Source organism: Pseudomonas sp. S2_A05, assembly GCF_054668485.1.
Window position 1 is genome coordinate 1,963,167 of the sequence record NZ_CP162775.1, and the last position, 21,148, is coordinate 1,984,314.

At 60.4% G+C, this 21,148-nt stretch carries 11 protein-coding genes and 4 pseudogenes; 5 read left to right on the forward strand and 10 right to left on the reverse strand.

What is annotated here, in order from left to right; all coding sequences use genetic code 11:
- Window positions 1-24 precede the first annotated feature (24 nt).
- The 4 genes and pseudogenes from pgm to AB4O12_RS09055 all read right to left on the reverse strand — a co-directional run bounded on the left by pgm (window position 25) and on the right by AB4O12_RS09055 (window position 6,271).
- On the reverse strand, window positions 25-1,671 hold the full coding sequence (gene pgm, locus AB4O12_RS09040) for a phosphoglucomutase (alpha-D-glucose-1,6-bisphosphate-dependent) (RefSeq protein ID WP_095180093.1): 1,647 nt from the start codon (window positions 1,669-1,671) through the stop codon (window positions 25-27).
- A 108-nt stretch (window positions 1,672-1,779) separates the two neighbouring features.
- A pseudogene (locus tag AB4O12_RS09045) lies at window positions 1,780-3,181 on the reverse strand (aminotransferase-like domain-containing protein).
- Window positions 3,182-3,230: 49 nt separating this feature from the next.
- Window positions 3,231-4,697 carry a hypothetical protein gene (locus AB4O12_RS09050; RefSeq protein WP_460061494.1) on the reverse strand — a complete coding sequence of 489 codons (1,467 nt, stop codon included), beginning with the start codon at window positions 4,695-4,697 and terminating at the stop codon, window positions 3,231-3,233.
- A gap of 551 nt (window positions 4,698-5,248) precedes the next feature.
- On the reverse strand, window positions 5,249-6,271 hold the full coding sequence (locus AB4O12_RS09055; RefSeq protein WP_095180096.1) for a zinc-dependent alcohol dehydrogenase family protein: 1,023 nt from the start codon (window positions 6,269-6,271) through the stop codon (window positions 5,249-5,251).
- Between the two features lie 270 nt (window positions 6,272-6,541).
- On the opposite strand from AB4O12_RS09055, the gene AB4O12_RS09060 reads away from it, so the two are divergent.
- Entirely contained in the window at window positions 6,542-7,456 is a 915-nt protein-coding gene (locus AB4O12_RS09060; protein ID WP_016774850.1) for a LysR family transcriptional regulator, read from the forward strand.
- A 6-nt stretch (window positions 7,457-7,462) separates the two neighbouring features.
- Here the strand turns inward: AB4O12_RS09060 and AB4O12_RS09065 are convergent, their stop codons facing one another.
- From AB4O12_RS09065 to gcvA, 3 genes and pseudogenes are all read right to left on the reverse strand, one after another.
- Window positions 7,463-8,224 (reverse strand): SDR family oxidoreductase, encoded by a 762-nt coding sequence (locus AB4O12_RS09065; RefSeq protein ID WP_460061497.1) that lies wholly within the window; start codon window positions 8,222-8,224, stop codon window positions 7,463-7,465.
- 29 nt (window positions 8,225-8,253) lie between these two features.
- Window positions 8,254-9,082, reverse strand: a pseudogene (locus AB4O12_RS09070) (EamA family transporter).
- A gap of 75 nt (window positions 9,083-9,157) precedes the next feature.
- Window positions 9,158-10,063, reverse strand: a complete 906-nt coding sequence (gcvA, locus tag AB4O12_RS09075) for a transcriptional regulator GcvA (RefSeq protein WP_252882094.1) — start codon at window positions 10,061-10,063, stop codon at window positions 9,158-9,160.
- Between the two features lie 370 nt (window positions 10,064-10,433).
- Between gcvA and mexE the strand changes: the two genes are divergently transcribed.
- From mexE to AB4O12_RS09090, 3 genes and pseudogenes are all read left to right on the forward strand, one after another.
- Window positions 10,434-11,687, forward strand: coding sequence for a multidrug efflux RND transporter periplasmic adaptor subunit MexE (mexE, locus tag AB4O12_RS09080; RefSeq protein WP_039761553.1), 1,254 nt, complete (start codon window positions 10,434-10,436; stop codon window positions 11,685-11,687).
- 15 nt (window positions 11,688-11,702) lie between these two features.
- A pseudogene (locus AB4O12_RS09085) lies at window positions 11,703-14,895 on the forward strand (efflux RND transporter permease subunit).
- Window positions 14,892-16,313, forward strand: a complete 1,422-nt coding sequence (locus tag AB4O12_RS09090; RefSeq protein ID WP_315435108.1) for a TolC family protein — start codon at window positions 14,892-14,894, stop codon at window positions 16,311-16,313. Before AB4O12_RS09085 ends, AB4O12_RS09090 begins: the two are co-directional and overlap by 4 nt.
- Before the next feature lie 202 nt (window positions 16,314-16,515).
- Here the strand turns inward: AB4O12_RS09090 and AB4O12_RS09095 are convergent, their stop codons facing one another.
- The 3 genes and pseudogenes from AB4O12_RS09095 to AB4O12_RS09105 all read right to left on the reverse strand — a co-directional run bounded on the left by AB4O12_RS09095 (window position 16,516) and on the right by AB4O12_RS09105 (window position 19,795).
- Window positions 16,516-17,445 (reverse strand): biotin/lipoyl-binding protein, encoded by a 930-nt coding sequence (locus AB4O12_RS09095; RefSeq protein WP_460062435.1) that lies wholly within the window; start codon window positions 17,443-17,445, stop codon window positions 16,516-16,518.
- Window positions 17,446-17,470: 25 nt separating this feature from the next.
- Complete coding sequence (locus AB4O12_RS09100; RefSeq protein WP_016774855.1) at window positions 17,471-17,671, reverse strand: DUF1656 domain-containing protein; 201 nt, start codon at window positions 17,669-17,671, stop codon at window positions 17,471-17,473.
- Window positions 17,661-19,795 (reverse strand): annotated as a pseudogene (locus AB4O12_RS09105) (FUSC family protein). The gene AB4O12_RS09100 and the pseudogene AB4O12_RS09105 overlap by 11 nt, the downstream one beginning before the upstream one ends.
- Before the next feature lie 171 nt (window positions 19,796-19,966).
- Here AB4O12_RS09105 and AB4O12_RS09110 point away from each other — a divergent pair.
- Window positions 19,967-21,022: a tetratricopeptide repeat protein gene (locus AB4O12_RS09110; RefSeq protein ID WP_252867681.1), complete on the forward strand. Its 1,056-nt coding sequence runs from the start codon at window positions 19,967-19,969 to the stop codon at window positions 21,020-21,022.
- Window positions 21,023-21,148 lie beyond the last annotated feature (126 nt).

The following is a 21,148-nucleotide window of genomic DNA, read 5'->3' on the forward strand; positions in this document are numbered from 1 at the left end:
CGGTTGCCCTTTTTCATGTGCGCATCATTTGCTGGAAATGGCGCCATCTACCAAAGTTTGCGCCTCGGCCACCAGTTGCTTGAGGTGGTCGTCGCCGAGGAAGCTTTCGGCGTAGATCTTGTAGATGTCTTCAGTGCCCGAAGGGCGCGCGGCGAACCAGCCGTTTTCGGTCATGACTTTCAGACCACCAATGGCCTGATCGTTGCCCGGTGCATGGCTGAGGATGCTCTGGATCTTCTCGCCTGCCAGCTCGGTCGAGGTGACCTGCTCCGGCGCCAGCTTGCTCAGCAGTGCCTTCTGCTCAGGGTTGGCCTTGGCGTCGACGCGTACCGAGAACGGTTCGCCCAGTTCGTCGGTCAGCGCGCGGTAGGCCTGGCTTGGATCGCGCCCGGTGCGCGCCGTCATTTCAGCGGCGAGCAAGGCAGGAATCAGACCGTCCTTGTCGGTGCTCCATACGCCGCCATCCTTGCGCAGGAACGAAGCGCCAGCACTCTCTTCACCGCCAAAACCCAGCGAACCATCGAACAGGCCATCGGCGAACCATTTGAAACCGACCGGCACTTCGTAGAGACGACGGCCCAGGCGCTTGGCCACGCGGTCGATCAGGCCGCTGCTGACCACGGTTTTGCCGACAGCGGCATCAGCGCGCCATTGCGGACGGTTCTGGAACAGGTAGTCGATGGATACCGCCAGATAGTTGTTCGGCGCGAGCAAACCACCGGACGGCGTGACGATGCCGTGGCGGTCGTGATCCGGGTCGCAGGCAAACGCCACGTCGAAACGCTCTTTCAGGCCGATCAGGCCCTGCATCGCGTGGCTGGACGATGGGTCCATGCGGATCTGACCGTCCCAGTCGACGGTCATGAAACGGAACGTTGAATCGACCTGTTTATTCACCACTTCCAGGTCGAGACGATAGTGTTCGGCAATGGCCGACCAGTAGCGCACCCCTGCTCCGCCCAGCGGATCGACACCCAGACGCAGCTTGGCGTCGCGGATGGCATCGAAGTCGATGACGTTGATCAGGTCGGCGACATAAGTGTTCAAGTAATCGTGGCGATGGGTGGTGCTGGCCTTGAGCGCCTGCTCGTAGCTGATGCGTTTAACCCCGGCCAGTTTGTTCGCCAGCAGCTCGTTGGCCTTGGCTTCGATCCACTTGGTGATGTGGGTATCGGCCGGGCCACCGTTGGTTGGGTTGTATTTGTAGCCACCGCTCTGTGGCGGGTTGTGCGACGGCGTGATGACGATACCGTCCGCCAGGCCGGAGGTGCGACCGCGGTTGTAGCAGAGAATGGCGTGAGAAACTGCCGGGGTCGGCGTGTACTCATCGCCTTCGGCGATCATCACGGTGACGCCGTTGGCGGCGAGGACTTCCAGCGCGCTGGCGCCGGCCGGGGTCGACAATGCATGGGTGTCGATGCCGACGAACAGCGGGCCGGTGATGCCCTGGGCTTCGCGATACAGGCAGATCGCCTGGCTGATGGCCAGAACGTGCCATTCGTTGAAACTTAAATCGAACGAACTGCCGCGGTGGCCGGACGTGCCGAACGCCACTCGCTGGGTAGAAATCGATGCATCAGGCTGGCCGGTGTAATAGGCCGTAACCAGTCGCGGGATGTCGACCAACAGTTCTGCCGGTGCCGGTTTGCCCGCAAAAGGACTGAGTGTCATGCAAAAACCTCTGAAATCGGAGTGGTTCAGGAAATGCAGCGCAGTTTACTGGCAGTTTGACCACTGTGCGACGGGATGTATCCGAAACTCGCCCGATGTTTTTTAACGTTATTGACCGGGCGACAGGCGCAAGGCATCGCCGAGCAAGCCGATGACACTCGGCAAATCCCGCTCGCCATGGTTCAGCGCGCTCAAACGCAGATGGTCCGCGTGCAAGCCCTGCAGACTGAACAGCTCGCCCGGCGCCACGATGATCTGTTGCTTGAGCAGGCGATGAAAGACGCTTGCCATGTCGACCGGGCGTAACGAACGCACCCACACCGTCGCCCCGCCCTGCGGCTCGACAATCTGCAGGGTATCGCCCAGACGTTCGCGCAGTACCTGAATCAACACGGCTCGCCGCTCACCCAGCATTCGCCGCAACACGAATAAATGCTGATCAAGCCGTCCGCCATTCAACAGCCGCGCAATCGCCTTTTGGCGAATGGGCGACAAGCGAAACGCCCGCAGCAGAAAATGGCGCTGCAATTCCTCGCGCCAGTGACGCGACAAGACAAAGCCGAATGGTGCTTCGGCGCCGATGAATTTCTCGAAAGTGGAAAACACCAGCAGACGATCAGGATCGAGCCAACTGCGCAAACGCTGCGAATCATTGCGCTCGTCAAGCTCGCTGTAGCAGTCGTTTTCCAGTACCCAGACGCCATGATGATTGAGCAACTGCGCCGTGGCCTGCTGACACTCGCGAGTGAAACCGTTGCCTTGGGGCATGCTCAGCACGGAAGACAGCAGGATCAAACGAACCGGCTCGTTCTTCAGCAGTGATTCGAGTGCCGACAGATCGAGCACGCCTCGGGCAAGCAATGGCCACTCGATCACGCGTACTCCGCACGACTCGAGCAGGCGCAGGATGACCCAGTCGCACGGTGATTCGACAATCACGGTGGCCTGACGCAATCCAAGCACCGAAATCAGAATCTCCAGGACCCCGCGCAGATCAGCACCGATATAAATGTCATCGGCGTGCCAGAAGTGCTCTGTCGAGCTGGTATACCGCGCCGCCAGCGCAACCCGCAGTTCCAGTTCACCGCAAGGCTGCACGAATGTCTGCAACTGACGCGGGTATTGACGCAAGAGCTCACGTTCCGAGGTCAGCAACGGACTGTCCAACGGTTGCAGCGAGGCCGGTTCGTCAGCACTCAACACACACATCCCGGGACGCCCTGGCGTTGACGTACAGGGTCTCCAGCAGGTCATTGCCGTTGCCGGGTGCATCCATGCTGAACTGCGCTTGCGCGTAATACCCTGACTTGGCGATCGAATAGACCCGGCCTTCCTTTTCCAGAAGCGAATAGGCGTATTGCACAGTTGAGATGGAGACATTCAGCCGGTCCGCCAGTTGTCGCAAGGAAGGCATGCGTACCGCCCCACCACCTCCGGCAGCATCAATCAGCGTTGTCAGATATCGATAAACTGCCTGATAAACAAAGTCGTTGTCCCGCGCGCCCTTCACACCCTCATTTCCGTAGATATTGGTTCACAATCCAGGCTCTGGCTCACCGTCAGCGCTCCGTCGACCGCTCGAACGGCGCAGCCGAACGCGCCTCGTCCGAACCCGAACTCTCCGAGGAGAATTGCGCAGGTGCATCAATCTGCACAGGACCCATCGCATACAGGCGGTTCAACAGCCTGACTGGCAAACCGCTGACTTCCGTCAGCCACTTCATCACCTGCTCGGGTGCGTGCAGACCCTGCATGGCGCGGTGCAGGTCCGGCATGGCGACCAGCATGCCGGGATGACAGTTGCGCAGGAAGCGTTCGAGACCTTTGCCGTTGTCGATGAACGGCGCAAACAGCAGGCACGCCAACTGCGTTTCGGTCAATCCGAAACCATTGCTGAGGTAATCCTCGGCAAGCATCCGCAGTTGTTCTGGCCCGCCGGCGTTGTCGTAGCTGGCCAGCAAGTGCTCGCAGACGGTTTCGGCAACCTGCTTTCGCCGCATGTCGGCCAGCGTGTGCCGGACGTAATCGTCGATGCCCGCCTCATAGGCGCGCCCCTCGATGAACCGTGCGTACAAACCTCGCACATGTGCCGAGATCAGAGGATCAGCAAACACCGCTTCGCCTTGGTATAGCACCAGATCATCAGGTTCATAACCGAGAAACTCGCCCAACAGCGGCCAGCGGTCCTCGAGCTTGCCGACCATCATGTCGTTGATGTCGATAAAACTGGTGCGCCGGCAGGCTTCGAATTCACCTTCCGGTCGCCACACGGTCCGGTCATCATCGGCACGCAGTTCCCGGTAAAAGTCATCACCGAGCTCGTCGAGCAGAGGAAAAAGCGTTTCGAATCCGGCATTGACCAGGCCTGGAGCCGGTATTGCCACTCGCTGCATCGCGCGGTTCAGGCCTTCGAGGAAATGCTGCTGACTGCCTTTGGTTTCGGTGCTGATCATGGCATCGACGCCGTTGTTCCAGCGCGCGATCTGGCTGTAGTACTCGGCCGTCGCCAGGTAGGCGTCATCCCATAATTCAGGCGTTTCCAGCCAGGTGCGACAGTGCCCCACCAGCAGCAGATTGACCCGGCTGGCCTCGCGCCCTTCATTGCTGACAGGCGTGCGATGGTCGAACGGCAGGACCTCGCGGTTATCCACCATCAGCACCTCGACCCGCGGATCGTCATAAAGGAATAGCGCGCTGTAGCTGCGATGCAGGTTTTGCAGGGCGAGCGGGCTGTCGCCATTCCAGCGCAGGGAAGCCACGCGCAGCTGAAAGGTCGCCGGAGCACGGCCGGCAATAGTCAACTGAGCGGCCCGGAGCAAGGCCAGGGTATAGCAGCCGTCCCGCAGGCCGGACTGAGGCACCAGCACCTTGAACTGCCCGATGTTTTCCATGCCGCCAGCGGCCACCACCAGGCGCTGTATCAGCAATTGCAATGCCGTGCGCTCGGCTCGGGAAAAGAAACTCAGCAAACGCTGCAATACTTGCTGATAGACATAGTTCATTGCCTGATCATGGATCGTGCTCATCGGTATTTACCCGGTATCAAAAGTTTCATGCCGCACAGACATGACAGTAGGCGCGCGGCAATTGGATCAATAAGTAATAGACGCTGAAATGCTAACACTTACAAAGTTGTAGTTATTTGAAACACTTCACCTGAACAAAGCATTCCAGATGCCAGGCTGGACGCTCAACCACCCGTATTCATTGGCCTTTCGCCACTCAACAATGTTCTGAGGAAACTTCCCACAACGTCCCACGTCAAATCATTACAAGAAAAAGAGAAGCAACTTCCGAATCGCCCTACAGCAATTAAACAGAAATTGACGAAGCCAGCTGAGCCAGCCATTTGATATTGCCTCGGACAAATTGAATGCACAGCCATAGCTCATTCCTTGAGATGAAAGTAATCATTCAATTATCAGTGCTTATAGTGTGATTAGAAGATACAGATGAACGGCAAAAACCAGTTCAGTTGCTGAAAAGGCCAATGCTTCGATATCGGGGAGGGTTTACTGACAGCGAAGGGAATAAACAGAAAAGAGTCCGTGGGGGCCACGGACTCTGATGAGCGGATTTACGCGGTTTCCACTTGCAGGGCCACTCGCTCGCGGCATGGGCATTCGTCCATGTAGCGATGCGCTTCGACGAACTCGTTGAACGGGAATACACGAGTCTTGAGCGGCAAAAGCACGCGGTCAGCGGTCAACTGGTTGATGTCACGCAAAGCACGCTGCAGAGCGACGTGGTCCTGGACAATGCCCAGCTCCGGCTTGCCGGTGAAATTGCCGATGCAGTGCACGAAGAACTGGATATTCTTCTGAAACGCCGCACACGCCGGGAACGGGGTCTGGTTACCACCTTGCAGCCCGTACAGCACCAGACTGCCGCGTGGCGCCAGCACATCGCCGAGCAACGACATCTGCGGACCGCCAAGACCATCGAACACCACATCTACGCCGCGGTTGTCGGTGATCTTGTTGATACGCATCAACAGATCTTCCTCTTCGGTGACGATGACCTTCTCCGCACCGAGGGACAGCAGGTACTCCCGCTCCTCCGCCGATTTGGTGGCCGCGATCACTCGCACACCCAGCGCCTTGCCCAATTGCACAAACGACGGGCCGGCGCAGTGGCTGGCGTCAGTCACCAGCGCAAATTGACCCGGTTTGACCCGCGCCAGATCGGCATAAGCGAAGTAGGCGATCAGCAGCGGCGTGTAATGCACGCTCGCTTCGATCGGGCTGAGCACATCGGGATAACGGGTCAGCGCGGTGCGCGGCAGAACGATCGACTCGCCGTAAACCGGATAGTCGTTCGGGCTTTCCGCGGGAAAACTGGCCACTTTGTCGCCGACGGACAGGTCTTCGACATCAGCGCCCACCGCAGTGACCACGCCAGCCATTTCATGACCGAGGCCAGAAGGCAGACGTGCCTGGGACGACGCCAGATTCTGGCGCCACAGGGTGTCGTACCAACTGATGCCGATTGCCTCGACACGCACCTGCACTTCGCCAGGACCTGGCTGAGCAGCCGCATGCTCTTCGCATTTGAGCACCTCGGCCGGACCAAACTTGTGAAAACGGATCGTGCGGGACATCGCAAACCTCGTCAAAGTAACCTCTAATGCCATGAACTCTATCTGGGCTTTCGACCCAAGACCATCAGTGGCTATTAATAGTCGACATGCCTGTCATTGATTCCGCATCAAGGGCGGCATTGGCAAAATCCATGAAAAAAGGCCTGCCACCGTCGCAGTAAAGCTGAATTTTCCGGTGCAGAGTACCAGCCTTTCCCCGTAAGATTCATGCCGGCCATTGTTCTCATATGGCCGCCCTCGTCAAGTTTGATGACTCTGCCAGGACTCCAGATGAATCGTAATGACCTGCGTCGTGTCGACCTGAACCTGCTGATCGTGTTCGAAACATTGATGCACGAACGCAGTGTGACTCGGGCCGCGGAAAAATTGTTCCTCGGCCAACCGGCTATCAGTGCGGCGCTGTCGCGCCTGCGCAGCCTGTTTGACGATCCCTTGTTTGTCCGCACCGGTCGCAGCATGGAACCTTCCGCGCGCGCGGTGGAAATCTTCGCCCTGCTCTCGCCTGCCCTTGATTCGATCTCGACCGCCGTCAGTCGTGCCGCCGATTTTGATCCGGCGACCAGCACCTCGGTGTTTCGCATCGGTTTGTCCGACGACGTCGAATTCGCGCTGCTGCCCATGCTGCTCAAGCGTCTGCGCGCCGAAGCACCGGGCATTGTCCTCGTGGTGCGGCGGGTCAACTACATATTGATGCCGGGCCTGCTGGCCTCGGGCGAGATTTCGATTGGCGTCAGCTACACCACCGACCTGCCGGCCAACGCCAAGCGCAAGGTCCTGCGCCGCAGCGCACCGAAGCTGCTGCGCGCCGACACCGTGCCGGGGCCGCTGAGCCTGGACGACTACTGCGCCCGACCGCATGCACTGGTGTCGTTTGCTGGTGACCTCAGTGGTTTTGTCGATGAAGAACTGGAAAAACTCGGACGCAAACGGCACGTGGTGCTCGCGGTGCCACAGTTCAACGGACTGGGCACGCTGCTGGCGGGCACCGATATCGTCGCGACCGTGCCGGATTACACGGCTGAGGCACTGACGGCAGCTGGCGGTCTGCGGGCTGAAGATCCACCGCTGCCGACCCGGACCTTTGAATTGCACATGGCCTGGCGTGGGTCGCAGGATAATGATCCGGGGGAGCGGTGGTTGAGGTCGCGGATTCAGATGTTTTTTGGGGATCCGGATAGCCTGTAGCCGGACCTACTTGCCACCCGTCACATCCAGAAAAGTCCCGGTGACAAACGAAGCCTCCGCGCTGGCCAGCCACAAGATGGCCCGCGCCACCTCTTCCGGCTGACCGCCCCGGCCCATCGGGATCGACTCCTTCACGCGATCCACCCGCCCCGGCTCGCCGCCGCTGGCGTGCATATCGGTATAGATGTGCCCCGGGCGAATGCAGTTAACCCGAATTCCCTCGCGCGCGACTTCCTTGGCAAAGCCGATGGTGAAAGTTTCCAGCGCGCCTTTCGATGCTGCGTAGTCGACGTATTCATTGGGACTGCCCAGGCGCGCGGAGGCAGACGAAATATTGATCACCACGCCACCCGTTCCGCCGTGGCGCAGAGACATGCGCTTCACCGCCTGCTGCGCGCACAGTATCGGCCCCAGAGCATTGACTGCGAAGATGCGCTGCATGCGTTCGAAGCTGAGGCCCTCCATGCGTGACTGTTTTGCCAGAACGCCTGCGTTATTGACCAGAACGTCGATCCGTCCAAATGAGCGATCGACGGCCGAGAACAGTTCAGCAACCTGCTCGGGGTCAGCACTGTCAGCACGCACCGCGATGCCTTTGCGCCCCAACGCTTCGATATCCGCCATCACCTCAAGAGCGGCAGACTCGTTGGCGACGTAGCTGATGGCGACGTCGTAGCCTTGCGCGGCGGCGAGTCGGGCGGTGGCGGCGCCGACTCCGCGACTGCCGCCGGTGATCAGAATCAGCGGTGCTTGCGAGACTTTATCCATGCGACGTTCTCCTGAGCAGTTGGCCTATGTCAGCCGATGATGATGGCGCCGCTGGCGATGACCACGCATGCCAGCATCCTGCGGACGGTGAGCTTTTCACCGAGGAACAAATAGCCGAGCAATGCCGCGAACAGCACGCTGGTTTCGCGCAGGGCCGACACCGCGCCCAGTGGCGCTTCGTTCATCGCGTAGATAACAATTGCGTAAGCCAGTAAGGAAACCAGCCCGCCTACCACTGCGGCGAGCATGCCGGGCCGCACGGAAAACAGACTGCGGGCGTCGCGCAGGCCGATATACACCAATGGCATCAACACACCCCACAGGGCGCTCATCCACACCGTGTACGCGAGCGGCGCACCGGAAAGCCCGGCGCCAATGCCATCGACGACGCTGTAGGCGGCGATGAAACAACCGGTACCCAGCGCATATGGCAGGCTCGGCACCGACAGGCTGCGCCCCTCGGAACGCCAACGAGATGATCCCCCCGGACACCAGACCAATGCCGAGCAGTTCGCCGGGGGTTATGGTTTCGCCGGCAAACAGCGCGGCGCCGAGGGTGATCAGCGCTGGCGACGACCCACGGGAAATCGGATAGATCTGCCCTAGATCGCCGACCCGATAGCTGCGTACCAGAAACAGGTTGTAGCCGACATGCAGCAGTGCCGAGAGCAGCGCGTAACCCCAGCTCTCAGGTGCAGGCGGGGCCATGAAAGAGGCGGCGATGGCGCAGACGATGGCGATGGCCACGCACATCATCGTCATCGACCAGAGCCGATCGGCGCCACCGCGCAGCAGCGCGTTCCAGCTGGCGTGCAGGAGCGCGGCGAACAGAACGAGGAGTACGAGATGGATTGGCATGCAGCATTCTAGGCATCCCTGGCATCGGCATTACAGTGAAGTCTCCTCATTACACCGTGAGCAATTGCTCATACTTCAGCGCTGTGCGCTCTGCACCTTCAACGCTTCACTGAGCAACCACTCGCGAAATTTGAGGATATGCGGCTGGGCTTCAATGCCTTTGGGACAGACGAAATAATAAGCAAGCGGCGAAGTGAACGGCACATCGAACAGCCTCACCAGACGGCCGTCGGCAATTTCATTTTCGACATGGCCGCTGCGCACCAACGCCACTCCCTGGCCGAGCAACGCAGCTTCCACCGTCATGTTGGTGTCGCCAAACCTGACGCCTTCGCGCAGCGGTAAAAACTCCAGCCCGACGGACTGAAACCACACCTCCCATTTCGGCGCCAACTCGGCGCCGTCGCGAATGAGTAACGGCATCTGCAGCAACTCGGCGGGACTGCCCGGCCTGCCGACGCGCTGCAGCAGTTCGGGGCTGGCCACGGGAAACACCTGTTCGCCGAACAGGAACTCTGAATACAGACCGGGGTAATTGCCCTTGCCCAAGCGGATTGCGACATCGGCTTCGCCATTGGCGAAGTGGATGATCTTGTCCGTGGTATCCAGCGACACCAACAGCTCCGGGTGCAGGCGCGACAGATTCGGCAAGCGTGGCAGCAGCCACTTCAACGCGAACGAATAGGTGGTGCTGACAGTCAGGCGAACCCTGTCCTTTTGCTCGCGCAGATCCTCCAGCGTTGCTTCAAGGCTGATGAAAAACTCGCGCACGATCGGCGCCAGCGTCGCCCCCGCTGTTGTAAGGCGCAACGCCTTGCCGCGCTCGAACAATTGCAAGCCCCAAAGTTCTTCAAGGTGCCGGAGCTGATGACTGACGGCGCTCTGGGTCACGTGCAACTCTTGAGCGGCAGCGGTGAACGTCGGGTGTCGGGTGGCCACTTCAAAAGCACGCAGGGTCGCGGTCGGGGGCAGGTCGCGCATAAAAATGATCCGGGGACGATAAATGTCAGAGCATGAGGTTGCGCTCATGTTAGAGCGAAACTCCCTTGGTTGCCCGTTCCGCGATATTGGCGTATTGCTCCGGCAAGTGGACGAGGTGCTGGTAACAGCGAGGTATTTAATCGCCGGATAATCCTCCGCGCGCAGCGTCGGTCGCAATCATTGCAGATCAAGCAACACAGAATTGCCTTCAGGCCGATTGTTAGCCTCCTAACGAAAGGTGCATGCTAGAGGGCTGCCTCGGCGCTTATATCATTCCGAATGATAGTTACCTTTGCTTCATTCGATTCGTGCCATCACACCCGCGCCGAGCATCATCCGCCCATCTTCAATACTTCGGCGGATTGCATCCATGGAACAATCACTCAAACATTTGCGCTTCCCGTTGGCCATGCTGGCCGTACTGGTGATGAGCGCCTGCGGCAAAACTCCGGAGACTGCTGGCGCCCCGCCCGCTGCCAAAGTCAGCGTAGCCAAGGTGCTGGAACAACCGGTCAACGAGTGGGACGAATTTACCGGGCGCCTCGAAGCGCCGGAAACCGTTGAAATCCGCCCACGGGTATCGGGCCAGATCGATCAGGTCGCGTTCACCGAAGGCGCGCTGGTCAAGAAAGGCGACCTGCTGTTCCAGATCGATCCGCGTCCGTTCCAGGCCGAGGTACGCCGCCTCGAAGCTCTGGTTGCTCAAGCCCGCGCCACCGCCACTCGCAGCGAAAACGAAGCCGCTCGCGGTGAACGTCTGCGTACCAGCAACGCCATTTCCGCTGAACTGGCCGACTCGCGCACCAGCGCTGCCCAAGAGGCCCGCGCCGCCGTCGGTGCTCTGCAGGCACAATTGGACCTGGCCAAACTGAATCTGAGCTTCACCCGCGTGACCGCACCGATCAGCGGCCGCGTCAGCCGCGCCGAAATCACTGCCGGCAACCTGGTGACCGCCGATACCACCGCACTGACCAGCGTCGTCTCCACCGACAAGGTCTACGCCTATTTCGACGCCGACGAACGCGTGTTCCTCAAATACACCCAACTGGCCCGCAACGGCCAGCGTGGCGCCACTACGCCAGTATACATGGGCCTGTCCAACGAAGACGGCAACCCGCACCTCGGCCAGATGAACTTCGTCGACAACCAGGTCAATCCGAAAACCGGCACCATCCGTGGTCGCGCAGTCTTCGACAACGCTGACGGCACCTACACCCCGGGCTTGTACGCACGGCTGAAACTGGTCGGCAGCGGCACCTACAACGCCATGCTGATCAATGACGAAGCCGTGGGCACTGACCTGGGCAAGAAGTTCGTGCTGGTGATGGATGGCGACAACAAGACCGCCTACCGCGCCGTAGAACTCGGTCCGAAGATTGAAGGCCTGCGCATCGTCCGCAACGGTCTGAACAAGGACGACACCATCATCGTCAAGGGCTTGCAACGGGTTCGTCCTGGCTCACCGGTCACCCCTGAGGTGATTCCGATGGCCAGCGAGCAGACCCTCGCTGCCCTCGCTCAACAACGTCAAGCGCTGGAAGCCAGCAACCTGCCCAAAGTTGCCCCTGCCAAGGGTGCATCGGGTTCGGCTGCGAAGCTGGCTGCTACGACCCCACGCGGTTAAGGGACGACAACTCCGATGAATTTTTCCCAATTCTTCATTTCCCGGCCGATCTTCGCAGCGGTGCTGTCGCTGTTGATCCTGATCGCCGGCGCGATCTCGCTGTTCCAGTTGCCGATCAGCGAATACCCGGAAGTCGTGCCGCCGACCGTGGTCGTGCGCGCCAACTTCCCGGGCGCCAACCCCAAAGTCATCGGTGAAACCGTGGCCGCTCCGCTGGAGCAGGCCATCACCGGCGTCGAGAACATGCTGTACATGTCCTCGCAGTCGACCGCCGACGGCAAGATCACCCTGACCATCACCTTCGCCACTGGGCACTGACCTGGACAACGCGCAGGTGCAGGTGCAGAACCGGGTGACCCGGACCGAGCCGAAGCTTCCCGAGGAAGTAACGCGCATCGGTATCACCGTCGACAAGGCATCGCCCGACCTGACCATGGTTGTGCACTTGACCTCACCGGACAAGCGCTACGACATGCTGTACCTGTCCAACTACGCGATCCTCAACATCAAGGATGAGCTTGCTCGCCTCGGTGGTGTCGGTGACGTGCAGTTGTTCGGTATGGGCGACTACTCGCTGCGCGTCTGGCTTGACCCGAACAAGACCGCTTCGCGCAATCTGACCGCGACCGATGTGGTGACCGCGATTCGCGAGCAGAACCGTCAGGTCGCCGCCGGTCAACTGGGCGCGCCCCCTGCCCCGACCGCGCAAAGTTTCCAGCTGTCGGTCAACACCCAGGGCCGTCTGGTCTCCGAAGAAGAGTTCGAGAACATCGTCATTCGCGCAGGCGACGACGGTGAGATCACTCGCCTGAAGGACATCGCGCGCATTGAACTGGGTTCCAGCCAATACGCCTTGCGCTCGCTGCTGAACAATCAGCCGGCTGTAGCGATTCCGATCTTCCAGCGTCCCGGTTCCAACGCCATCGACATTTCCAACGAAGTGCGCGGCAAGATGGAAGAGCTGAAGAAAGGCTTCCCGCAGGGCATGGACTACAGCATCGTGTATGACCCGACGATCTTCGTTCGTGGCTCGATCGAGGCGGTGGTGCACACCCTGTTCGAAGCGCTGATCCTCGTGGTGCTGGTGGTGATTCTGTTCCTGCAGACCTGGCGCGCCTCGATCATTCCGTTGGTGGCGGTGCCGGTATCGTTGATCGGTACGTTTGCGGTCATGCACCTGTTCGGCTTCTCGCTCAACGCCTTGTCGCTGTTCGGCCTGGTACTGGCCATCGGTATCGTGGTGGATGACGCCATCGTCGTGGTGGAAAACGTCGAACGGAACATCGAACTCGGCCTGACGCCGGTCGAAGCGACCAAGCGCGCCATGCGGGAAGTGACCGGGCCGATCGTGGCCACCGCACTGGTGCTGTGTGCGGTGTTCATTCCAGCGGCGTTCATTTCCGGCCTCACCGGGCAGTTCTACAAACAGTTCGCACTGACCATCGCTATCTCGACAGTGATCTCGGCGTTCAACTCGCTGACCCTGTCGCCAGCATTGGCCGCTGTGTTGCTGAAAAGCCACGACGCGCCGAAAGACCGCTTCTCGAAAGTGCTCGACAAGATCTTCGGCGGCTGGCTGTTCCGTCCGTTCAACCGTTTCTTCGACCGTGCCAGTCATGGCTACGTCGGCACCGTGCGCCGGGTTATCCGTAGCAGCGGCATCGCCCTGCTCGTGTATGCAGGCCTGATGGTACTGACCTTCTTCGGTTTCTCCAGCACGCCGACCGGTTTCGTACCCGGCCAGGACAAGCAATACCTGGTGGCCTTCGCGCAATTGCCGGATGCCGCGAGCCTGGATCGCACCGAAGACGTGATCAAGCGCATGTCCGACCTCGCGCTGAAACAGCCGGGCGTGGAAAGCGCCGTAGCGTTCCCGGGCCTGTCGATCAACGGTTTTACCAACAGCCCGAACGCCGGCATCGTCTTCGTGACGCTGAAACCGTTCGACGAGCGTAAAGACCCGAGCATGTCCGCCGGCGCGATTGCCGGCGCCTTGAACGGCCAGTACGCGAACATTCAGGAAGCGTACATGGCGATCTTCCCGCCACCGCCGGTACAAGGTCTGGGCACCATTGGTGGTTTCCGCCTGCAAATCGAAGACCGGGGCAACCTGGGCTACGACGAGCTGTACAAAGAAACCATGAACATCATCAACAAAAGCCACAACGTGCCGGAACTGGCCGGCCTGTTCACCAGCTACACGGTGAACGTGCCGCAGGTCGATGCCGCCATCGACCGTGAAAAAGCCAAGACCCACGGCGTGGCCGTCAGCGATATCTTCGACACCCTGCAGATCTATTTGGGTTCGCTGTATGCCAACGACTTCAACCGCTTCGGGCGCACCTACCAGGTCAACGTTCAGGCCGAACAACAGTTCCGCCTTGAATCCGACCAGATCGGCCAGCTGAAAGTACGCAACAACAAAGGCGAAATGATCCCGCTGGCGACCTTCATCAAGGTCAGCGACACCTCGGGACCGGATCGGGTGATGCACTACAACGGCTTCATCACCGCTGAAATCAACGGTGCCGCAGCCCCGGGCTACAGCTCTGGCCAGGCGGAAAAAGCCATCGAGAAACTGCTCAAGGAAGAACTTCCGAACGGCATGACCTATGAGTGGACCGACCTGACCTACCAGCAGATTCTGTCCGGCAACACCGCGCTGTTCGTGTTCCCGCTCTGCGTACTGCTGGCGTTCCTGGTACTCGCCGCCCAATACGAAAGCTGGAGCCTGCCACTGGCGGTGATCCTGATCGTACCGATGACGCTGCTGTCGGCCATCACCGGTGTGATCATTTCCGGCGGTGACAACAACATCTTCACCCAGATCGGCTTGATCGTACTGGTGGGACTTGCCTGTAAAAACGCGATTCTGATCGTCGAATTCGCCAAGGACAAACAGGAAGAAGGCCTCGATCCGCTCGCTGCGGTGCTGGAAGCCTGCCGCCTGCGTCTGCGGCCGATTCTGATGACCTCCTTCGCGTTCATCATGGGTGTGGTGCCACTGGTGTTCTCCAGCGGTGCCGGTGCCGAAATGCGCCACGCCATGGGTGTGGCGGTGTTCTCCGGGATGCTAGGGGTGACCTTCTTCGGTCTGCTGCTGACGCCAGTGTTCTATGTACTGATCCGTAACTTTGTCGAACGCGGCGAGCAGCGCAAAGCAGCCAAGGCGCACACTCTTCAAAAGCCACTGGAGGCGCAACAATGAGTCTGAAAGTCTTCCTGCCGAGTCTGCTGGTGCTGGCCCTCAGCGCCTGCGCCGTCGGCCCCGACTACAAGACCCCAGCTACGGAGGCGGCCAACATCACGACCGCCACCGACGGCGCCGCCGGGCAAAAGAACTTCGACCGTTCGAAATTCGAAGGCATCTGGTGGCAGCAATTCGATGATCCGACTCTGAACCAGTTGGTGAGCCAGTCGCTGCAAGGCAACCGTGAACTGCGCGTGGCGTTCGCCCGCTGGAAAGCCGCCCGGGCGATCCGCGACGACGCCAGCAATGACGCGATGCCGACCATCACCAGCCGCGCCAGCAGTGACCTGGGCAAGGGCCAGATTCCCGGCCAGACCACCAACCGGGTCAATAGCGAGCGTTATGACCTCGGTCTGGACATGGCCTGGGAGCTCGACCTGTTCGGTCGCATCCAGCGCAATCTGGAAGCCAGTGACGCCGACCAGCAGGCCGCCGAAGCCGATCTTTACCAGTTGCAAGTCACCATGATTGCCGAACTGGTCGACGCCTACGGTCAACTGCGCGGCGCCCAGCTGCGGGAAAAGATCGCCGTGGCCAACCTGAACAACCAGCAGGAGTCGCGCAAGATCACCATCAGCCTGCGTGACGCCGGTGTCGGTGATCAGCTCGATGTCGAACGCGCCGATGCGCGTCTGGCCAACGTCGAAGCCACGGTGCCGCAGTTGCAGGCGGAACAGGTTCGGCAGAAAAACCGTATCGCTACCCTGCTCGGTGAGCGCCCGGACAAACTGACCGTCGACCTGAGCCCGAAGGATCTGCCGGCCATCGCCAAGGCGCTGCCGATCGGTGATCCGGGTGAACTGCTGCAACGTCGTCCGGACATTCTCAGCGCCGAACGGCAATTGGCTTCGGCCACTGCGCGCATCGGCGTGGCCAAGGCCGACCTGTTCCCGCGGGTCAGCCTCAGCGGCTTCCTCGGCTGGACCGCCGGACGTGGCTCGCAGATCGGTTCCTCGGCAGCCAACGCCTGGGCACTCGGCCCGAGCATCACCTGGGCTGCGTTTGACCTCGGCAGCGTCCGCGCCCGTTTGCGCGGTGCCAATGCTGACGCCGAAGGCGCGCTGGCCAACTACGAGCAACAGGTGCTGCTGGCTCTGGAAGAATCGGAAAACGCCTTCAGCGATTACGGCAAGCGTCAGCAACGTTTGATCTCGCTGATCCGTCAGAGCGAATCGAGTCGCAAGGCCGCTGATCTGGCGGAAATCCGCTACCGCGAAGGCACCACCGATTTCCTCGTCCTGCTCGACGCTCAACGTGAGCGCCTGAACGCCGAAGACAGTCAGGCACAGGCCGAAGTCGAGCTGTATCGCGGCATCGTCGCGATATACAAGGCCCTCGGCGGTGGCTGGCAACCGGAGACAGTCGCCAGCAAGTAAAGGTTGTTAAAGAGCTCCTTTGGTTGGCCGCAACCAACCAAATTTTTTGCCCCGCGTATCATTCGGTCGCGGGGTTTTTTTATGCCTGTTTGCAGCACTGGGATTTTTTGTGGGAGCGAGCCTGCTCGCGAAAGCGTCAGGTCAGACATATCAGCGGTGGCTGATACTCTGCCTTCGCGAGCAGGCTCGCTCCCACAATGGATCAGCGGTGATCCTCCAGGACGGTGACAGTGGCGGTTGTACCGGCGCGCAGGCGATGCTTGCCGGCAAAGTCACCATCAATGCCAATGCGCACCGGCACCCGTTGCGCGAGCTTCACCCAGGTGTAACTCGGGTTGATGTTTGCCAGCAATCGGCTGCCGGGCGCGTTTTCGCGGTCGGCGATGGCGAAGGCGATGCTTTCCACTGTGCCGCCGAAGCGCTCACCGCTCATCAATTGAATGCGCACCCGGTCGCCCTTCTCGATTCGCGGCAACTTGGTTTCTTCGAAATAGCCGCTGACGTAGAACGAATCGCTGTCGACCAACGCCAGCAGTGCCCCGCCCGCCTGTGCGTAATCACCCTGGCGGGTCAGCAGGTTGGTCACGTAACCGCTCACTGGCGATTCAACGCGGGTGCGCTGCAAATCCAGTTCAGCCTGGGTCAGCGCGGCAATTGCCAGTTGCACATTGGCCTCGGCCAAGCCGAGGTTGGCCTGATTGCGCAACAGATCCGCCTGGGCAACCGCTACGTCGGTACTGGCCTTCTCCCATTCTTCACCGGAAATGGCGAAGCCCTGCTTCAGCGTCCGGCGCCGGCGCTCCTCGCTCTGACGTTGTTTGAGCAACGCTTCACTGGCGACGATTGCCGCTTGCGATTGCCCCAGCGAGGCCTTGGAAACCTCCACCGAGCGTCGGGCATGCTCGACCGCCAGTTGATAGCGCGCCGGATCGATCTCCAGCAACAACTGGCCCTTGTCGACATGCTGGTTGTCCTGCACCGCCAGTTTGACGATGCGCCCCGAAACATCCGCCGACAGCGTTACCACATCCGCCCTCACCCGAGCATCCCGCGTCCAGGGCGCACGGGTGTAATACTCCCAGGCAAACCAGCCGAGGACGATCGCCAGGATCACCACTGCCACGGTCATCATTCGTGCAACTAGTGCTTTCAAGACATCAGGCTCCCATCAACAGAATCAGCGTGGCGCAGACACAGGCGTACAGGGCGCCTTCGAACAGCGCTTCATGCCAGACCAGGCGCAGTACGCCCAGGCGGCGCAAGCACCAGTCCAGCAACATGAAAATCGGGATCGCCAGTAGCAGAGCCTGGGCAATCGGCGGCAGATAAACCCCGCCAATTTCGAAATCAATGGGCAAGTTGCGGTTCTCCTTCCAGACCTTGAGGTTGCAAATGTTCGCCGTGGCGCTCGAGGAACGACACCACAATCAGCAGCGCCACACGCATGCGAAACACCGACCATAAATGTTCATGACTGGCGGCGTGCAGCTCGTCCAGCTCATCTCCAAGTTGGTGCAACGTCGCCAGCAGCGCCGGGAGCTGCACATCCGCGCGTCCGGCAACCAGGCGACCGGTCTTGCGTAACGCCGATGCCAGGCGCTGGCTGAACGCATCGGTGAGTAACGCGTTGTTCTGCGCCTGCTGCCTCAGCTGATGCATGGCCACGCCCAGGGCTACGCAAGCCAGGCTGATTTCATACAAGCGTTGCATGGCGCGATCGTTTGCCGCTGGCAGCAGGCCGAGCATGCTGGTCAGGCGATCGGTCATCCGACTCTCGAAGGCGAATTGTTGTTCATCGGTGGCCGGCATTTTGCTCAGTTGGTACACCTGCTCCCGCGCTTCGCCGTACAGGCGCCGGATGCGCAAGGCCGGGCGGAACGGGAAGATCAGCGCATAAACGATCAGGGCCAGCATCGCTGCACTGACGTAGGCGCCGGCGAATTCGAACCATTGGATCGCCGTGTTCTGCCCAGTGCCGGTATTTTGCGGCCCGAGCATGAGGAAACTGGACAGGCCCAGGCCCATGCCGATACCGGCGGTGGCCGGACTGGAAATGCCCACGGCAATGGCATACAGCAGCGGCGCCAGCAGCAAGGCCAGCAGCTCGAAATCACTGATCGCGGGCACCAGCATGAATTGATAGAACGCCGACACTACCAGCGCCAGACCCAAGCCTCGCGCATAGCTTTGCGCAGCCATCAGCGGACGCGGAAACGTCGCCATCAGCGAGCAGAGAATCCCCACCAGAATCATTCCGCCGCGCGCGCCATCCCACGCCGTTTCGATCCAGATCAATCCGCTGACCAACAGCGCGGTAAAGGCGCGAATGGCGTTCATCGAGGCCAGAGTGAAATCCAGATGCAACGGACTGCTCTGCCCGCGATAGAGGCAACTGGCCGGGCGCCCTTCCTGAATGGCGTCGCTCAGTTCGAGAATCTGCTCCAGTTGCTGCAGCAGGCGCGCCTGCTCCCAACGCAGCGCCCAGGCCAGTGAACGCAGGGCCGCACTCATGTTCTCGGTCTGCTGCTCGGCCTTGTACGCCAACGCTTCGAACTGTTGCTGCAAGGTGACGAAACGTTGCCGGTCCGCGCCAGACAGCGCACGACCCTGTTGCGCCAGTTGCTCAAGCAACGCCAGTTCCTCGGCCCGCAGTTGCTGCACCTCCAGCGGCAGATCGCCCTCCCAGCGTTCGATGAGCAATTCGCGCTGATGCCGTAGCGCGGTCAGTCGCGACGTCAGCAGCATCAGTTGATTGCCGAGCAGCAACACCAGATTGTCGGCATCGCGCAAACGTGGGGCATCGAAATACAAATGGCGCCGCAACCCCTCCAATGCGCTGATCTCGCCGAGCAGTTGCATCTGCCGACGCTGAAAATCGGCTTCGCTTTCTTCCGTGCGAAGCACTTCGGCGGCGTGGCTGGCGGCCAGTTTGATCACCTGATCGATTTTGGCGAAATAACCTTTGGCCACTGCTTCAGGCCGGGCTGTGAGCAGGCTCACCACGCACACGCAGGCAACGGCCAGCAGGGTTTCGGTGACGCGGGTGACCGCTAGCAAAAACGTGCCTTCCTGGTCCGGAATCGCCAGCAAGGCCACCACCACCGCGGTGTAGCCACTGAGCACGAACGCCTGGGAACTGGTGTAGCGCAGCAAGGTGCCGCCCGCTGTGCACAGCGCCAGCCACAACGCCAATGTCGTGATGAACGGCAGCGGCGCCTGAGGAAAATCGCCATGATCAGCACCGCCACCGCGGCACCCACGGTGGTGCCGATCACCTGGCCGAAACTGCGCGCCAGTGCCATCCCTGCCAATGGCTGACTGACAATCACCACAGCCATGATCGACCACTTCGGTTGTTCGAGATCGAAAATGAACGCCAGATAAAGCGTCAACAGCCCGGCGGCGATGGTCCGCAGGGCAAACAGCAGAACAGCCTGACCGGGATGGATCAACGCCTTGAAATAGGTGTACAGCGCAGACATGGGCACTCTCTTTAAAACGACTTCTGCAAGCGTAGACATTGCAACAAAAGCCTGACGGATTTCACAGTCGACACGTGTTGTAGGACGATTCGCCGGCAACGGTTTGACTCACGCGCCAAGCTGAACGAAGCTTGCCGCTCTGCTCAAGTTCGAAGCTTTCGGAAACCCCGCATGACTCAGTCCCGCCGCAACCTGCTGATCGGCCTAGGCCTCGTACTGATCCTCGGCGTCGTCTGGCTGTCATGGCGCAGCAGCACACCGACCATTCCCGATGCTATCAAACATGGCTACAGCGAAGCGCTGAACGCCGCGCGCACTGGTGAACCCGGAGCGGCGCGCCAGTTGTACCAGCAATTGGGCCGCCCGGACATCTCGGTCAAACGCCGGGTCTGGCTGCACGGCGAGCTGCCCAACTACCCCAGCCCGCAGGCCTTGAAACTGGCTGACATCGACCTGCATCACGAAGCGCCGCAAGTGCGCGTCGCCGCGATCAAAAGCATCGTCGGTCTGGTGCCCGGTGGGCAACGCAGTCTGCTGCTCGGACCGTTGCTCGACGACGCAGAACAAACCGTGCGGTTCGCCGCGATCAATGCCCTGCTCGGCCTGAGCCCGGATGAATTGGGTTTGTACTTCGCACCGCTGCAGCAGGCTATTGATGGCTGGCAGCAGACACTGGAAAGCCAGCCGGAAAGCGCCGCCAACTATGCGCAACTGGCCCGTCTCTATATCCACAACGCCGAATACAAACAGGCCCAACAGGCGTTGGACAATACCTTGCGTCTGGAACCCGGCAACCTGCCGGCGCTGGTCATGCAGATCGATGTGCTTGACCGCCAGGGCCAGAGCGATGCCGCTCGCCAGTTGCTCGCACGTCAACTCAAGGCGCAGCCTGATTCCGCCTATCTGCAACATGCCCTCGGCCTGTGGCTGCTGCACCACGGCCAGCGCGAATACGCCCTGCTCGGCCTGTCCAAAGCGGTAGAACTGGAGCCGGACAACAAGGATTATCGCTACGACCTCGCCACCACTCTGCACAGCGCGGAAGAACTGGAAGCGGCGCAAAAACAACTGCAGGAAATCGTTCAGCGCCACCCCGCCGACCGCAAGGCGCGGGTGTTGCTGATCAACTACTGGAAGGAAAGCGGCCAACTGCAGAATGTGCAGATCCTGTTGGCGCAACTGGAGCAGCTGAATCCGGACGACCCGGCCTTGCAACAAGGTCTTTAATCCAGTCAGGGCGGACTCAATTGGCCGCCCGTCCAAGAAAAAGCGGAACCGTGAACACGCCGTGAGGTCAAGTTACTCAGGCGGCTCACTCTAGCCAGCCGCCGGATTACCCTAGTCATAAGAGGG

Excerpts from the sequence above, each read along its gene's own strand:
- AB4O12_RS09095 (WP_460062435.1), bottom strand. The coding sequence starts at position 17,445 with ATGATGACCGTGGCAGTGGTGATCCTGGCGATCGTCCTCGGCTGGTTT.
- mexE (WP_039761553.1), top strand. The coding sequence starts at position 10,434 with ATGGAACAATCACTCAAACATTTGCGCTTCCCGTTGGCCATGCTGGCC.
- AB4O12_RS09090 (WP_315435108.1), top strand. The coding sequence starts at position 14,892 with ATGAGTCTGAAAGTCTTCCTGCCGAGTCTGCTGGTGCTGGCCCTCAGC.
- AB4O12_RS09055 (WP_095180096.1), bottom strand. The coding sequence starts at position 6,271 with ATGTCCCGCACGATCCGTTTTCACAAGTTTGGTCCGGCCGAGGTGCTC.
- gcvA (WP_252882094.1), bottom strand. The coding sequence starts at position 10,063 with ATGCGCGACCTGCCCCCGACCGCGACCCTGCGTGCTTTTGAAGTGGCC.
- AB4O12_RS09110 (WP_252867681.1), top strand. The coding sequence starts at position 19,967 with ATGACTCAGTCCCGCCGCAACCTGCTGATCGGCCTAGGCCTCGTACTG.
- AB4O12_RS09065 (WP_460061497.1), bottom strand. The coding sequence starts at position 8,224 with ATGGATAAAGTCTCGCAAGCACCGCTGATTCTGATCACCGGCGGCAGT.
- pgm (WP_095180093.1), bottom strand. The coding sequence starts at position 1,671 with ATGACACTCAGTCCTTTTGCGGGCAAACCGGCACCGGCAGAACTGTTG.
- AB4O12_RS09060 (WP_016774850.1), top strand. The coding sequence starts at position 6,542 with ATGAATCGTAATGACCTGCGTCGTGTCGACCTGAACCTGCTGATCGTG.
- AB4O12_RS09050 (WP_460061494.1), bottom strand. The coding sequence starts at position 4,697 with ATGAGCACGATCCATGATCAGGCAATGAACTATGTCTATCAGCAAGTA.